The 15,970-nt window shown below is 58.6% G+C and carries 6 protein-coding genes, 1 tRNA gene and 2 rRNA genes (1 of these 9 cut by a window edge); 6 read left to right on the plus strand and 3 right to left on the minus strand.

All coding sequences use genetic code 11. The features are described 5' to 3' along the window. The 3 genes from BOSE62_RS01025 to BOSE62_RS01035 all read left to right on the plus strand — a co-directional run. A 23S ribosomal RNA gene (locus BOSE62_RS01025) occupies positions 1-1,464 on the plus strand; it begins 1,339 nt to the left of the window's first position. 160 nt (positions 1,465-1,624) lie between these two features. Further along, positions 1,625-1,739: ribosomal RNA gene (gene rrf, locus BOSE62_RS01030) — 5S ribosomal RNA — on the plus strand. Positions 1,740-1,872: 133 nt separating this feature from the next. Then, a tRNA-Met gene (locus BOSE62_RS01035) sits at positions 1,873-1,949 on the plus strand. A gap of 210 nt (positions 1,950-2,159) precedes the next feature. On the opposite strand, the gene BOSE62_RS01040 is transcribed toward BOSE62_RS01035, so the two are convergent. Together BOSE62_RS01040 and gltB are read right to left on the minus strand one after the other, a co-directional pair. After that, positions 2,160-3,596: a glutamate synthase subunit beta gene (locus tag BOSE62_RS01040; protein ID WP_159640552.1), complete on the minus strand. Its 1,437-nt coding sequence runs from the start codon at positions 3,594-3,596 to the stop codon at positions 2,160-2,162. A gap of 21 nt (positions 3,597-3,617) precedes the next feature. Next, entirely contained in the window at positions 3,618-8,270 is a 4,653-nt protein-coding gene (gene gltB, locus BOSE62_RS01045; protein ID WP_159640555.1) for a glutamate synthase large subunit, read from the minus strand. A 146-nt stretch (positions 8,271-8,416) separates the two neighbouring features. On the opposite strand from gltB, the gene BOSE62_RS01050 reads away from it, so the two are divergent. From BOSE62_RS01050 to BOSE62_RS01060, 3 genes are all read left to right on the plus strand, one after another. Beyond that, the gene (locus BOSE62_RS01050) at positions 8,417-9,523 is read left to right on the plus strand and encodes an XdhC family protein (protein WP_159640558.1); all 1,107 of its coding nucleotides are present in this window, start codon (positions 8,417-8,419) and stop codon (positions 9,521-9,523) included. An 84-nt stretch (positions 9,524-9,607) separates the two neighbouring features. After that, complete coding sequence (locus BOSE62_RS01055) at positions 9,608-12,805, plus strand: amidohydrolase family protein (protein ID WP_159640561.1); 3,198 nt, start codon at positions 9,608-9,610, stop codon at positions 12,803-12,805. Between the two features lie 284 nt (positions 12,806-13,089). Next, entirely contained in the window at positions 13,090-14,310 is a 1,221-nt protein-coding gene (locus BOSE62_RS01060) for a hypothetical protein (RefSeq protein ID WP_159640564.1), read from the plus strand. A 138-nt stretch (positions 14,311-14,448) separates the two neighbouring features. On the opposite strand, the gene BOSE62_RS01065 is transcribed toward BOSE62_RS01060, so the two are convergent. Beyond that, positions 14,449-15,879: an amidohydrolase gene (locus BOSE62_RS01065; protein ID WP_159640567.1), complete on the minus strand. Its 1,431-nt coding sequence runs from the start codon at positions 15,877-15,879 to the stop codon at positions 14,449-14,451. Positions 15,880-15,970 lie beyond the last annotated feature (91 nt).

Raw genomic sequence — 15,970 nt, forward strand, 5'->3', positions numbered from 1 at the left:
CCGAAAGACCAAGGGTTCCTGCTTAAAGCTAATCTGAGCAGGGTGAGTCGGCCCCTAAGACGAGCCCGAAGGGGGTAGTCGATGGGAACACGGTTAATATTCCGTGACCTGGTGGAATGTGACGGTTCACGTGTGTTGTCTGATCTTATTGGATTGATCAGGCTTCGAAGTGGATCCAGGAAATAGCTCCACCATATAGACCGTACCCGAAACCGACACAGGTGGTCAGGTAGAGTATACCAAGGCGCTTGAGAGAAGTATCCTGAAGGAACTCGGCAAATTACCTCCGTAACTTCGGGAGAAGGAGGCCCTGCCAGAAGGCAACTTTTGGCAGGGGGCACAAGCTGGGGGGTAGCGACTGTTTAGCAAAAACACAGGACTCTGCTAAGTCGGCTTCAAGACGACGTATAGGGTCTGACGCCTGCCCGGTGCTCGAAGGTTAAGAGGAGAGATGAAAGTCTTGAATTGAAGCCCGAGTAAACGGCGGCCGTAACTATAACGGTCCTAAGGTAGCGAAATTCCTTGTCGGGTAAGTTCCGACCTGCACGAATGGCGTAACGACTTCCCCACTGTCTCCAGGATATGCTCAGCGAAATTGAATTCTCCGTGAAGATGCGGAGTACCCGCGGTTAGACGGAAAGACCCCGTGCACCTTTACTGCAGCTTCAGAGTGGCATTAGGAAAGAATTGTGTAGAATAGGTGGGAGGCTTTGAAACTTGGGCGCCAGTCCGAGTGGAGCCATAATGTGAAATACCACCCTATTGTTTTCTGGTGTCTAACCTAGATCCGTTATCCGGATCAGGGACCCTCTGTGGCGGGTAGTTTGACTGGGGCGGTCGCCTCCTAAAGAGTAACGGAGGCGCGCGATGGTTGGCTCAGGACGGTTGGAAACCGTCTGTTAGAGTGCAATGGCATAAGCCAGCCTGACTGCGAGACTGACAAGTCGAGCAGAGACGAAAGTCGGTCATAGTGATCCGGTGGTCCCTCGTGGAAGGGCCATCGCTCAACGGATAAAAGGTACGCCGGGGATAACAGGCTGATGATTCCCAAGAGCTCATATCGACGGAATCGTTTGGCACCTCGATGTCGGCTCATCACATCCTGGGGCTGGAGCAGGTCCCAAGGGTTTGGCTGTTCGCCAATTAAAGTGGTACGTGAGCTGGGTTCAGAACGTCGCGAGACAGTTTGGTCCCTATCTGCCGTGGGCGTCGATAATTGAGAGGAGTTGACCCTAGTACGAGAGGACCGGGTTGAACATACCTCTGGTGTACCAGTCATGCCGCCAGGCGTGCTGCTGGGTAGCTATGTATGGACGGGATAACCGCTGAAAGCATCTAAGCGGGAAGCCTCCCTCGAGATAAGTTATCATAGAGTCGTGGAAGACCACCACGTTGATAGGCTGGGTGTGGAAGTGCGGTAACGCATGAAGCTAACCAGTCCTAATTACTCAATTCGCGCTTGTAGAATCCCGCCATCAACAACAATGTTGGAAACAGCATGTTGCCAGATGAACGGACAATTAGGCTCGGCCCATGGTCAATATGCACGGCATCAAATACCGTGCATCATCTTGCCACATCGATTAAAAGACCCGTGATTACAGCTTATGCGCCTGCTTCATTGCTTGGTGGCCATAGCGCCTGTGCCCCACCCGATCCCATCTCGAACTCGGCCGTGAAACCAGGTTGCGCCGATGGTACTTTGTCTCAAGGCATGGAAGAGTAGGTCGTCGCCAGGCATTGCAGCAGGCGCATTAATCTGTACCCACGTGGAAATAACCCATTCACCTTTTCATAAGCGGCCTGTCCCTCATAGGGCCGGCCGCTTTTTTACTGTCTGGACCAGCGCATTAGCCTCTCCAGACATGTTGGCGCGGGATGGAGCAGTCCGGTAGCTCGTCAGGCTCATAACCTGAAGGTCGTAGGTTCAAATCCTACTCCCGCAACCAACACTCAAAACGGTCCGCAATATAAAATTCGCCGGGACGGAGAAGCGGTCAGCCGGATTCTTTGCCGGTCGCGCTGTGGGATCAGTGCTGGGCAGGGCCCTCGGGCCGCCACATAGCCCATCACCGTCCGCACAAAAAAAGCCTCGCTAGTTGCTAGCGAGGCTTTTTTGTGAGAGGCAAGGCGCGGATCGGGCCCTGTTCCCGCTGTGGCTAACGTGGGAGTGAGCTTTCGCCCATCAGTTGCAGGTCCACGGCCCGCGCGCATTGGCGGCCTTCGCGGATCGCCCATACGACAAGACTCTGGCCGCGCCGCATGTCTCCGCAGGCAAAGACACCGTCCTTGCTGGTGGCATAGTCGACGACATTGGCAGCAACATTGCCGCGTGCGTCCAGCTCGACTTCGGACTGGTCGACCAGGCCCATCTGGCGCGGTCCGACAAAACCCATGGCCAGCAGGATCAGGTCGGCTTTCAGAGTGAACTCGCTGCCCTCGATCTCCTGCATTTGCCCATCCACCCATTCCAGCCGGATGCATTCAAGCCCCTCGACATTGCCGTTGGTACCGACGACCCGTTTGGCCAGTATCGCCCAGTCGCGCTCGCAGCCTTCGAGATGGCTGGACGAGGTGCGTAGTTTCAGCGGCCAGTCTGGCCATGAGAAAGTCTTGTTTTCCTTTTCCGGAGGCTTGGGCATGATTTCGATCTGGGTAACCGACGCGGCGCCCTGGCGATTGGAGGTACCGACGCAGTCGGAACCGGTGTCACCGCCGCCGATGACGATGACATGCTTGCCGGTTGCGCTGATCGTGCCGCGCGGTGCGGCGCGCATTTCATCATCGCCGGCGTTGCGCTTGTTCTGCTGGGTGAGGAATTCCATCGCGAGCCGGACACCGGACATTTCATAGCCCGGGATATCCAGCATACGCGGTTTCTCCGCACCGCCGGACATGACCACCGCATCATAATTTTCCTGCAGCGATTCGACCGAAACGGAGACGCCGACTTCGGTGCTGGTGCGAAATTCGACACCCTCGGCTTCCATCTGTACGAGACGCCGGTTGATGAGATGCTTTTCCATCTTGAAATCGGGAATGCCGTAACGCAGCAGGCCGCCCATCCGGTCATTTTTCTCGAACAGGGTGACATTATGGCCGGCGCGCGCCAGCTGCTGGGCACAGGCCATGCCTGCCGGCCCGGAACCGACGACGGCGACTGACTTGCCGGTCTTCTTCTCGGCGATCTGGGGTGTGATCCAGCCTTCTTCCCAGCCGCGATCGACAATCGCGCATTCGATGGATTTGATATTCACCGGCACATCATCGATGTTCAGGGTGCAGGCCGCTTCGCACGGTGCCGGGCATATCCGTCCGGTAAATTCCGGGAAATTGTTGGTCGACTGGAGTGTTTCCAGCGCGGTTTTCCAGTCACCTTCATAAACCAGATCGTTCCAGTCCGGGATGATATTGTTCACCGGACAGCCGTTGTGGCAATAAGGAATGCCGCAATCCATGCAACGCGCTGCCTGGTCCCTGATTTCGGATTCCGGCAGCGGTATCGTGAATTCCTTATAGTGCGTCAGCCGTTCCTTAGGATCGGTATATGTCGCGTCCTTGCGGTCAATCTCGAGAAAGCCTGTTACTTTACCCACGGTCTACTCCAATATCTTCGTTCATTCTGCAGCGACGATCGTCTCGAGACGTTCGGCTTCAAGTTGTTTCAGCGCCGACGCGTAATCACGCGGCATGACCTTCACGAAACGGCCAAGGGCTTCATCCCAATTGTCGAGAATTTCGCTCGCTCTCGCGCTGCCGGTATAGAGCTTGTGACGCTCCAGCAGGATCCGCAGCCGCGCCGCGTCGTGATAAAGCATATCACCCATGCCATAATCGTTCACATCGACGGGAAGCTGCTGCGGTAATGCCGTGTCTTTTCCATCCTCGGCATCGGCATCGATCGTCTCGATGTCAACCATCGCCATGTTGCAGCGCTGGCGGAACAGCCCGTCCTCGTCATATACATAGGCGACACCGCCGGACATGCCGGCCGCAAAATTGCGCCCGGTCTTGCCGAGCACGGCAACCACGCCACCGGTCATATATTCACAGCCATGATCACCGGTGCCTTCGACGACGGCAACGGCGCCGCTGTTGCGGACCGCGAAGCGCTCGCCGGCGACGCCGTTGAAATAGGCTTCGCCAGCAACCGCGCCGTAGAGCACGGTGTTGCCGACGATGATATTTTCGGTCGGATTGCGATCGACATGGGTGGGCTGTTTGACCACCACGCGGCCCCCGGACAGTCCCTTGCCGACATAGTCATTGGCATCGCCAACCAGTTCGGCGGTCACGCCATGGGCGAGAAAAGCGCCGAAGCTCTGTCCGGCCACGCCTTCGAACTGCAGCTGGATCGTGTTGTTCGGCAGGCCGGCATGGCCATATTTCTTCGCGACCTCGCCCGACAACATCGCGCCGACGGTGCGGTTGACGTTTTTGACCTTGCGCTCGATCTTGACGGTCTGGCCGTTGTCGAGAGCCGGTGTAGCAGCAGCGATCAGATCCTTGTCCAGCGCTGCATCGAGGCCATGGTCCTGAGTCATCGTCTGATACAGGGTCTCACCTTCCGGCAGCACGACTTCGTGCAGCAGGCGCGACAGGTCGACGCCCTCCGCTTTCCAGTGACGCAGAGCCTTGTTCATGTTGATCCGGTCGACCCGGCCGACCATTTCCTCGATCGTGCGGAAGCCCATTTCGGCCATGATCTGGCGCAGCTCTTCGGCCACGAAGAAGAAATAGTTGATCACATATTCCGGCTGTCCGGTGAACTTCTTGCGCAATTCCGGATTCTGCGTCGCGACCCCGACCGGGCAGGTGTTCAGATGGCATTTGCGCATCATGATGCAGCCAGCGGCAATCAGCGGCGCGGTGGCAAATCCGAATTCGTCGGCGCCGAGAAGCGCGCCGATCGCCACATCGCGACCAGTCCGCAGGCCGCCGTCGACCTGTACCGAGATACGAGAGCGCAGTCCGTTCAGCAGCAGGGTCTGCTGCGTTTCCGCGAGGCCGATTTCCCACGGGGAACCGGCGTGGGTGAGCGAGGTCAGCGGCGAAGCGCCGGTGCCGCCGTCATAACCGGAAATGGTCAGATGATCGGCGCGCGCCTTGGATACGCCGGCGGCAACCGTACCGACCCCTACTTCGGAAACCAGTTTGACCGAAACACGGGCACCGGTGTTCACATTTTTCAGATCGTGGATCAGCTGTGCCAGATCCTCGATCGAGTAGATGTCATGATGCGGAGGCGGTGAAATCAGTCCGACGCCCGGTGTCGAGTGGCGGACCTTGCCGATATTCTTGTCGACCTTGCTGCCCGGCAGCTGTCCGCCTTCGCCCGGTTTGGCGCCCTGGGCCATCTTGATCTGTATATCGTCAGCATTGACCAGATATTCTGCGGTTACACCGAAGCGTCCGCTTGCAACCTGCTTGATTGCCGATCGCATCGAATCGCCATTGGCCATGGGCAGGAAGCGATCCGGCTCTTCGCCGCCTTCACCGGTATTGGACTTGCCGCCAATCCGGTTCATCGCGATGGCCAGAGTCGTGTGCGCCTCCCGGCTGATCGAGCCGAAGCTCATCGCGCCGGTGGCAAAGCGCTTCACGATTTCGGATGCCGGTTCGACCTCGTTAATGTCGAGCGGTTCGTCCGCCTTGATCAGTTCCATCAATCCGCGGATCGTCAGCAGATGTTCGCTCTGCTCGTTGACCGACCGCGCAAATTCCTCATAATTTTTCGGGTCGTTGCCGCGTACGGCATGCTGCAGATTGGCAACATTGGCTGGCGTCCAGGCGTGATCCTCGCCGCGGATCCGGTAGCCGTAGATACCGCCGACATCGAGCATGTTCCGATAGATCGGATTGTCGCCATAGGCTTCGCTGTGGCGGGACACGGTTTCTTCGGCGATTTCCGCCAGACCGACGCCTTCGATCATCGTCGCCGTGCCGGTGAAATATTTCTCGATAAATTCAGTGGACAGGCCGACCGCGTCAAAAATCTGCGCGCCGCAATAGCTTTGGTAGGTCGAAATGCCCATTTTCGACATGACCTTCAAAATACCCTTGCCGATAGCCTTGATATAATTCTGCTCGACCTGCTGCTGGGTCAGCGGCAATTCGCGGCGTGTGCGGATTTCCTCCAGCGTTTCGAAGGCCAGATAGGGATTGACCGCTTCCGCGCCATAGCCCGCGAGCACGCAGAAATGATGCACTTCGCGCGCTTCACCGGTTTCAACGACGAGGCCGGTCTGCATCCGTAAGCCCTGGCGGACCAGATGATGGTGGACGGCTGCGGTTGCCAGCAAGGCCGGCATCGCGATCCGGTCTGACCCCTTGGCCCGGTCGGAGAGGATCAGAATATTGCGGTCGGCGAGCACGGCTTCCGTCGCTGCCCAGCACATTTCCTTTAGCGCCATTTCCAGACCTGCGGCACCGGTAGCGGCATCCCAGGTCATATCGATTGTCTCGGTGCGGAATGCACCGTCCAGCGCCTCTTCGACGGAGCGGATTTTCAGCAGGTCCGCATTGGTCAATACCGGCTGATCGACTTCGAGCCGTTTGTGTGTGCCGGCGTCGTGCCCCAGTAGATTCGGGCGTGGCCCGATCATCGAGACCAGCGACATCACGAGTTCTTCCCGGATCGGATCAATCGGCGGATTGGTAACCTGGGCGAAATTCTGTTTGAAATAATCGTACATCAGGCGCGGTTTGCCGGACAGAACGGCAATCGGCGTGTCGGTGCCCATTGATCCGATCGGATCGATCCCGTCACTCGCCATGGGCTCCAGGAATTTGGTGATATCTTCCTGAGTATAGCCAAATGCCTGCTGCCGGTCGAGCAGCGCGGCAGGATCTTCGAGCCCGCTGCTCTTTGGCGCATCGACATCGTCGAGATCGTCGAGATCGAGATCCTTCAGATTATATTGGGTTGATTCGAGCCATTTTGCATAGGGCTTGGCCTTGGCGAGATCGGCCTTTATTTCTTCGTCCTCGATGATCCGGCCCTGCTCCATGTCGATGAGCAGCATCTTGCCCGGCTGCAAGCGCCATTTGCGGACGATATTGTCTTCCTTGACCGGAAGCACGCCAGATTCCGACGCCATGATGACATGACCGTCGTCAGTGACGCAGAAGCGGGCAGGGCGCAGGCCATTGCGGTCCAGCGTGGCGCCGACCTGACGGCCGTCTGTAAAGGCGACCGCTGCCGGGCCGTCCCACGGCTCCATCAGCGCGGCATGATATTCGTAAAAGGCCCGGCGGTCGGCATCCATCGTCGGATCGCCGGCCCAGGCTTCGGGGATCAGCATCATAACGGCGTGGGGCAGGGAATAGCCGCCGGCAACCAGAAGCTCGAGCGCATTATCGAGACAGGCCGTGTCGGACTGGCCGTGCGGGATCAGCGGCCACATCTTATCGAGGTCGGCGCCCAGCAGGTCGGACTCCATGGTCCGGCGACGGGCGTTCATCCAGTTCACATTGCCGCGGACCGTGTTGATTTCGCCATTATGCGCGATGAAACGATACGGATGCGCCAGTTTCCAGGACGGGAAAGTATTGGTCGAGAAGCGCTGGTGGACCATGGCCACAGCGGAGGTCGTCAGGGGATTGTCGAGATCCTTGTAGAAGGAGCCGACCTGATCGGCGAGCAGCAGACCTTTATAGACGATGGTTTTCGTCGAAAAGGAGGGCATGTAGAATTCGGACAGGCCCGGCATGTTGTTCTTCTCCGCGATCCCATCGAGCGGATTGTGAATCTGCTTGCGGACAGCCAGGATTTTGCGTTCGAACGCATCCTGGTCGGCCAGCGTTTCACCCTTGCCGACGATCGCCTGGCGAATCAGTGGCATCTGTTCGAGCACGGCCTTGCCGATGCCCGTGGTGTCGATGGGCACATCGCGCCAGCCGATAAAATCCTGCCCTTCCTTGGCGATGAAACGTTCGAAATGCGTAGTCGCATACTCCGCTTCTGCCGGGTCCGACGGGAGGAAGCACATGGCCACCGCATAGTCGCCAATAGCGGGCAGTGTCAGTTTTTGTGAATCCGCCCAATCCCGCAGAAGAGCATCGGGAATCTGTAATAATATGCCGGCACCATCGCCCAGCAGCGGATCGGCGCCAACAGCACCGCGGTGATCGATATTGACCAGAATTTCCAGGCCACGCTTGACTGTAAGATGCGATTTGTCACCGTTGATATTCGCGACGAAGCCGACGCCACATGCGTCATGCTCGTTCTTTGAATCATACAGGCCTTGCGGTGGCGGGAAACTCATATTCCGTCCTCATATTTCGATAGGATTTTTGTAATTTAGATGCTCCTAGATGGGTTTTTACGCATTTTGAAGATAAGATTTATGCAGGGGTGCAAAGAAACATTGCGCAGCTACCCGTTGCCGCTACGGCTGAAGGGGTAATCTTCATGAAATATGTCACGATTTTGCCGATGTGCACCCTGTCAAAAGACGGAGCGCGGTGTCATTTCCTCCGTGCTGACTGCATGGTGATTGCCCAAATAGGCCGTTTGCGGCATGAATATATCCGGCAATTCTCCAAGACAATAGCGGGACAGTCTCCTTTGAACAATATCGCGCCCATTTTTGAATTTCTGCGGCAAAAAGTGGCGGAGAAGCAGAAAATTGTCCTGATTACGCTGATCGCCGTGACCGGCGCGTCAACCCGCAATCCCGGTGCGCATATGGCAGTGGCAGAGGACGGGTCGTCAACCGGGTCTTTTTCCGGGGGATGCGTCGAGGCCGCGGTGGTCGCCGAAGCGCTGGACGTGATTGGGGGTAACCAGGCGCGAGAGGTCCGGTTTGGCGCCGGTTCTCCCTATCTCGATATCCGTCTCCCCTGCGGCGGCGGCATTGATCTGCTCTTCACGCCGATATCCGAACTGTCGGTGGTCTCTGACATTTTTGACCGGATCGGGCGGCGAGAGCCTTTGACACTCGTGATCGACAGGCAGGGCGCCGACATCCGCTGCGAGGCCGGGACGGAGTGCCGGGAATTGGTGAAGAGGGACGGTTCGCAGATATTCGTGCATCATATTCCGGCCGCCAAAATCTGCATATTGGGACACGGACCATCGGTGGAAAGTCTCGTCCGTCTGTCCGGCAGCTATGGCATCGACTGTGCTGTCCTGTCGCCGGATGCGGGCATCATCGACACGGTAACTGGCGAGGGAGCCGCGGCCGGTCTGCTGAAAACAGCGGAGCCGACGCCGCTGCTTGATCCCGATCCGTGGACCGCCTGCATCTTCTATTTCCATGACCATGACTGGGAAGCGGCGTTGATGAAACAGGCTTTGGCCTCGCCCGCTTTCTATATCGGGGCGATGGGCAGCCGCAAAACCCATGCGCGACGTTTGCAGTATCTTGCCGACATCGGCGTTTCGGCAGAGGAAAGCGAGCGGATGATCGCGCCGATCGGCCTGATTCCCTCGACCCGCGATCCGGCGACACTGGCCTTGTCAACGCTCGCGCAGGTGGTGGAGCGCTATCACCAATGTTTCGGGGCGAGGCAGTAGCTGGCGGAGAAAGTTCCATGTTCCTTACGGCTGCAATCTGGAATAGAGTGGCCCGATCGACGATTTTCTTTTCCGGGGATTGATATGAAATATAGTCTGGTTTCGGTGCTTGCGACCCTTTTGCTGTCGGGGACCGCATTGGCGCAGGACAAGTCCGACGAGACCGCATGGGATGTCAACGCCCCGGCCGGAGCGACGATCAAGCAGGTGCCGATTAATGTCGACGAGGGCAGCTGGATAGATGTCGACGTCAGTCCCGATGGCCAAAGTCTGACATTCGCCCTGCTTGGCGATATCTACACCATGCCGATGGCCGGCGGCCAGCCGATCCGGATCGCTGAAGGTCTGGCCTGGGAGGTGCAACCGCGTTTCTCGCCGGATGGCAGGCGCATAGCATTCACTTCCGATCGAGGCGGCGGCGACAATATCTGGATTATGAACCGCGATGGCAGCGACAAGCGCCAGATGACGAAGGAAGAATTTCGTCTGCTCAACCAACCCAGCTGGAGCCCCGATGGACGCTTCATCGTAGCGAAAAAGCATTTTACCACCCAGCGATCGCTGGGGACCGGTGAAATCTGGGTCTATCATGTCTCCGGTGGCGCGGGGGTACAACTGGTCAAAAGGCCGAGCGAAACGCATCAGAAGGAGCTGGGCGAGCCGATCTACGCCCCGGACGGGAAGGCAGTCTTTTACACGCGTAATGTCACGCCGGGCGGGATGTTCATCTATGCGCAGGACAGCAACGGCGACCTGTTCAACATTGAAAAATATGATCTGGAAACCGGAGAGGTTACCACGGCAGTATCGGGCCTTGGCGGATCGGTGCGCCCAAATCCTTCCCCCGACGGCAAAAAGATCGCCTTTGTCCGCCGCGAGATGACGCGTTCAAAGCTTTATGTGAAGGATCTGGAATCCGGGGTCGAGCGCAAGGTCTATGACGATCTCGATCAGGATGTGCAGGAAACCTGGGCTGTCACCGGCGTCTATCCGAATATGGACTGGACTCCTGACAGCCGCGAGATCGTCTTCTGGGCCGGCGGCAAGATCCGGCGGGTGGCCGCTGACGGTAGTGCCTCCTCGGTGATCCCGTTTCAGGTCAGCGACAGCCGGGGCGTCGCCGATGCCCCGCACCCGACGATTCCGGTCGCGCCTGACAGTTTCACGACCAAAATGCCGCGCTTTGCCGCGGTGTCGCCGGACGGCCGGACCGTTGTTTTCGAAAGCCTCGGCAAGCTCTACTCCAAACCGATGAGCGGCGGGGCGGCGAGGCGGCTGACCAGCGGTTCGGAACGCGAGCTTTTCCCTTCCTGGTCGCGCGATGGCCGTTCGATCGTCTTTGTCGGCTGGACCGACGCCGGACTGGGCCAGATCAAGACGGTTTCGGCAGGCGGCGGTTCGCCGCGCACCGTCACCAACCGGTCCGGCCATTATGCCCGGCCGCATTTTTCTCCCGACGGCAAGACCATCGTCTTCGAGATGAAGGAAGGCGGCTATATGACCTCGCCCGCATGGTCGGTCGAGGATGGTGTCTATCGCGTGCCGGCTGGCGGTGGTTCCCCCGTGCGCGTTGTCAGGGGTGCAGCCGGGCCGCAATATGGCGCGAGCAGCGACCGGATTTTCATGCTTCAGAACGAAGATGACCAGCGCGTCCTGATCAGCACCGATCTCAACGGCGAGGCAAAACGCACCCACGCCAAAGGCGCTCTGACCAACGATTATATCGTCTCGCCCGACGGCCTGAATGTTGCTTTCCGGCAAAGCTATGAAGCCTATGTCATGCCGCTGATGCCCGGCACCCAGGCGGTCGAGGTCAGCCCGAGCAGTACATCGCTGCCGGTCACGCGGGTCAGCGCCAATGGTGCCGACTATATCAACTGGTCCGGCAATGGGCAGACGCTCCACTGGAGTATCGGGCCAACGGTCTATTCGGCGGCTACCAACGCTTTGTTCTCCGACGCGCCAGCGGCGAAGGATGCGCCCAAATATCAGCCGCCAACCAGCGGCGTTTCGCTCGAACGAACGATTGCAGCGGACAAGCCCTCCGGAATGGTTGTGCTTGCCGGCGGGCGAATTGTCACCATGTCCGATGACGACGGCGGGATCATCGATGACGGTGTGATTGTCATTCAGGGCAATCGCATCGCCGCGGTCGGTCCGCGCGGTGAGGTCAGCATCCCCGCTGGTGCCGCCACCGTCGACGTTACCGGCAAGACCATCATACCCGGTCTGGTCGACGCCCACGCCCACGGGCCGCAGGGCAGCGACGAACTGGTGCCGCAGCAAAACTGGTCGTTGATACAGAATCTCGCGCTTGGTACGACCACGATCCACGACCCGTCGAGCCGTGCCAGCGAAATATTCGTGGCCAGCGAAATGCAGCGCGCAGGAATGATCCTTGGCCCCCGGATATTCTCGACCGGAGAGATCGTCTATGGTGCAAAGGCTGCGAGCGTCTATGCCGAAATCAATAGTCTCGATGATGCGCTGGCTCATGTCCGGCGGCTCAAGGCGCAAGGTGGTTATAGCGTCAAAAATTACAACCAGCCGCGCCGCGAACAGCGGCAGCAGGTGGTCGAAGCCGCGCGTCAGGAAAATATGCTTGTTGTAGCCGAAGGCGGTTCCCTGTTCGGTATGGACATGGCGCTGGTCGCCGATGGCAACTCGACACTGGAACATAATATCCCGCTCGATATCTTCTATGACGATGTCGTGCAGATGTTCTCCCGATCCGACACCAGTTACACGCCAACGCTGGTTGTCAGCTACGGCGGGCTGGCCGGCGATCCCTATTGGCGTCAGGCCACCAATGTATGGGAAAACCCTCTGCTGGTGCACACGCCGCCCAAAATCCTGGCCGCCGAGACCGTTCGCCGGACCAAAGCGCCGGACAATAATTTTGTTGATGATGACAATGCCCGGGAAGCCAAGAAGCTGGCCGATGCTGGTGTGAAAGTCTCGATCGGCGCCCATGGCCAGCAAGCCGGTATCGCCAGCCACTGGGAGCTCTGGTCCTTCGTCCGTGGCGGCATGAGCCCGGTGGAGGCACTGGCGGCTGGCACCATTGTGTCGGCCAAATCGCTCGGCATGGCAGGTGAAATCGGGTCTCTGGAAGTCGGCAAGCTCGCCGATCTGCTAGTGCTGGAAGCAGATCCGACGGAGGATATCCGTAACAGCGACAAGATCGAGCGTGTCATGCTGAACGGAAGGCTTTACGATCCGCTGTCGATGAACGAGTTGGTGACAGGGGCCAGGAAGCGTGCAGCCTATTGGTGGGAATGAGCGAATACCTGGTCGGGAGCCCTTATATCCGGTGATCTCGGACTGAAGTGACAAATGAAAATTCCCAAGAATGGAATAATAACATGGTCACTATTTAATCATTCCGCTAAATTTTCATTATTGAAATGAACCTCCGTTTAACAGATGTAGGATTTCGCTGAATGCTTCCTGAATAGAGCGTTCAGGAACTCGGTTGGTCGTCCTTTTTGGCTCATTCTGTCCCTGTTACGGGATACCAGTCTCATTTTCCGGTGTTTATTACTCACCACATTAGGAGAAATGAGATGACCACGAGCAGCAAGATGACAAGTAGCATCGATAAGGGGCTAAACAACGGATTGCCGGCAAGCTCCACGCGCAGCCTGTCTATGATCAGCATATTTGCGATTGCGGTCGGTATGGTCGCGGCACCCGCGCAGGCGCAGGATATCCCTGCGCCGGATATCATTCCCCCGGTCCAGGCGCCACCCGTAGCTTCGCCGCAGCCTGTACCAGCGGCAAATCCGACAATCAGTCCGACGATCGCCATGCCCCAGGCCGGCAGACCGCCCGCCGTTGAAGCGGCACCTGCACCACAGGTTACACCGGAGCAGGCCGATGAGCTGGCACGCCAGGGCGGCTTCGACGCGGAAACTGTCGCCCCTGAAGCGCTGGTTCAGATTGAAAAGGAGCAATTGGAGCGTCAGGCAGCAGCTGACGCTGCAGCCGCGAAGGCGGCTTCCGTCAGGGCTTCCAGCAGCAGAGCCAATGTTTCTGCCACGGAAGTCCCTGCTCAAAACCCGGTTGCGGAGCCGGTTTCCTATAATAACGCTGCCGTATCCGAGGCTGTAGGATTGGCCGCACCGGTTGCGGCCACCTCCGCTTTCCAGCCCGCGCCTGAAATTACCGCAACACCCGACGTACAATCGAGTGAGCCCGGTGCTGACTGGGGTTTGCTCGCTGCGCTGGCGGCCTTGCTCGGTATTGGCGGAGCGGGAGCCTATGCGGCCAGTCGCCGCCGGAACAAAGACGAGGCGGCCATGCGCGGCACCGATCCTGTTCCTGCTTCACCGACCGCGATCGCTGTACCCGACGAACGCCGTAATTCCATGCAGGAAGAAATAGCTCCGGCTGGCGAAAAACAGCGAATACCCGCAGCCACCCCCTTTGGCAGCAGGACTACGACCAGCACGAATTTTGCCACCTTTGTCGGAACGCTGTCGTCGTTCAAGATGTTGACGGGGAAGCCGGACCGTAACGTTCCGCTGGGCCAGCGACGAGTTGCAGCGGCACCCAAGCCTTATCTTGCACAGGCAGATTTGCAGCGCACTGCCGGTTATTTCACGGCCAATGTCGACGCAATGCCGACGCCGCAGAATCCTTTTTTGACCCGTAAGAACCGGCTGAAGCGCGCCCGCTTTCTTGACGGCAAGCTGGCCGCGCTGAACGCCCTGTCTCGCGAAAGCCGCCCACGGATATCTGGTGGAACGGAAGTGACGCGATCATTGGAGCCTGCATTCAGCTAAATCCGTCGCATATTCGAAAGACTCGATGGGGTGGTCCGTTTGTCCGGACCGCCCTTGTCCCACAATGATGAACTGGACTGCGCGCGCAAGACCCCTGTCCTACAGGCGGCCCGGTCATCTATCCTCCCGACCGGTTTCCTATTTCCGGTAATCCAGTGGCGGATCGCGGTCCCCGAGCAGAGATTTATACTGGTAATTCGGCCCCCGTGCCTTGTCGAACTCGGCTTTGGCTTCCTCCCGCAATTCGGGATTGGTGTAGAGCTCGATCGCTGCCAGCGTCAGCGTCTTTGCTGCAACCTGAGTGCCTTTGAAGCCAATCGACATACCGCTCGCCGCAGAAGACTGCCAGCTGTGCGCCGAAGTGCCGGGGACCCATGTCGCGGTGCGCAAGCCGACGGTGGGCGTGGCGTAAGAAACATCGCCAACGTCAGTCGAGCCATAGCCGAGCGATATATTATAGGGCTGAACCTCTTGCTGGCTGCCCAGCGGCAGGCCCGGCTTGTCAAAGCTGGCATAGATGCCCTCGGCGAACTTCTGTTCTTTCGCGCTATAGGTGATGCCGCCGACTTGCCGCAATTTTGCGTCCATCATTTTCGCCAGCGGTTCGTTGACCAGCAGCGGATTATTGCCGTGGATCACTTCCCAGTCGACCGTGGTGCCGGTGCCCATCGCCGCGCCGCGCGCTGCATCTTCCAGCCGGGCCCAGATCGCGTCGACCTCGGTCGGATCGGGGTGGCGGACATAATAGAAGACTTCGGCGAAGTCGGGCACAACATTGGGCGCGGTACCGCCTTCGGTGATCACATAATGGATCCGAGACTGCTGCGGGACATGTTCGCGCATCATGTTGATCATCATGTTGAAAGCCTCGACACCATCCAGCGCAGAGCGGGCCTTGTCCGGCGCGCCGGCGGCATGGGCGGAGACGCCGCGGAAACGGAATTTGGCCGAGCGGTTGGCCAGCGTCGTGCGGGCGGCTGCGGAATTCTCGTCGGCGGCGTGCCAGTGCAGCGCGATGTCGACATCGTTGAACAGACCCGCACGGACCATATAGACCTTGCCGCTACCACCTTCTTCGGCTGGCGTACCATAAAGCCGGACGCGTCCCGGCGTGCCGCTCCGTTTGAGCCATTTGCTCACCGCAATCGCCGCTTCGAGCGATCCGGCAGCAAACAGATTATGTCCGCAGGCATGGGCGGCCGTCTTGCCTTCAATCGGGCTGCGGGTGGCGAGGGCGTCCTGGTTGATCCCGGGCAGCGCATCATATTCCGCCAATATAGCGATCACCGGACCGTCGCTGCCATATTCGGCGATGAAGGCGGTCGGGATATCGGCAACTCCGGCGGTAATCTCAAATCCATGGGCTCGCAGCTGGTCCTGCAGCAGCGCGCTGGATTTCTGTTCCTGATAGCCGACTTCCGCCCATTCCCAAAGCTGCCGGGCGGTCTGCGCCGATTCTGCAGACCGGGCATCGATCAGCGCGGATATATCCGCCATCACGTCCTTTTGCTGGGCCTGCGTGGCTGCAGGAAGAGTCGCCAAGGCGAGCGTTACGGCATATCGGATCATGAAAACCTCATAGGACTAGCAAATTGGGTAGAGGATCGCACAGGCGGCACGATGGAGCAACAGGCTTCCGGTTGCGCTTTTTGCAGGTGTT

This window comes from Sphingorhabdus sp. 109 (genome assembly GCF_902506555.1).
Classification (GTDB): domain Bacteria; phylum Pseudomonadota; class Alphaproteobacteria; order Sphingomonadales; family Sphingomonadaceae; genus Parasphingorhabdus.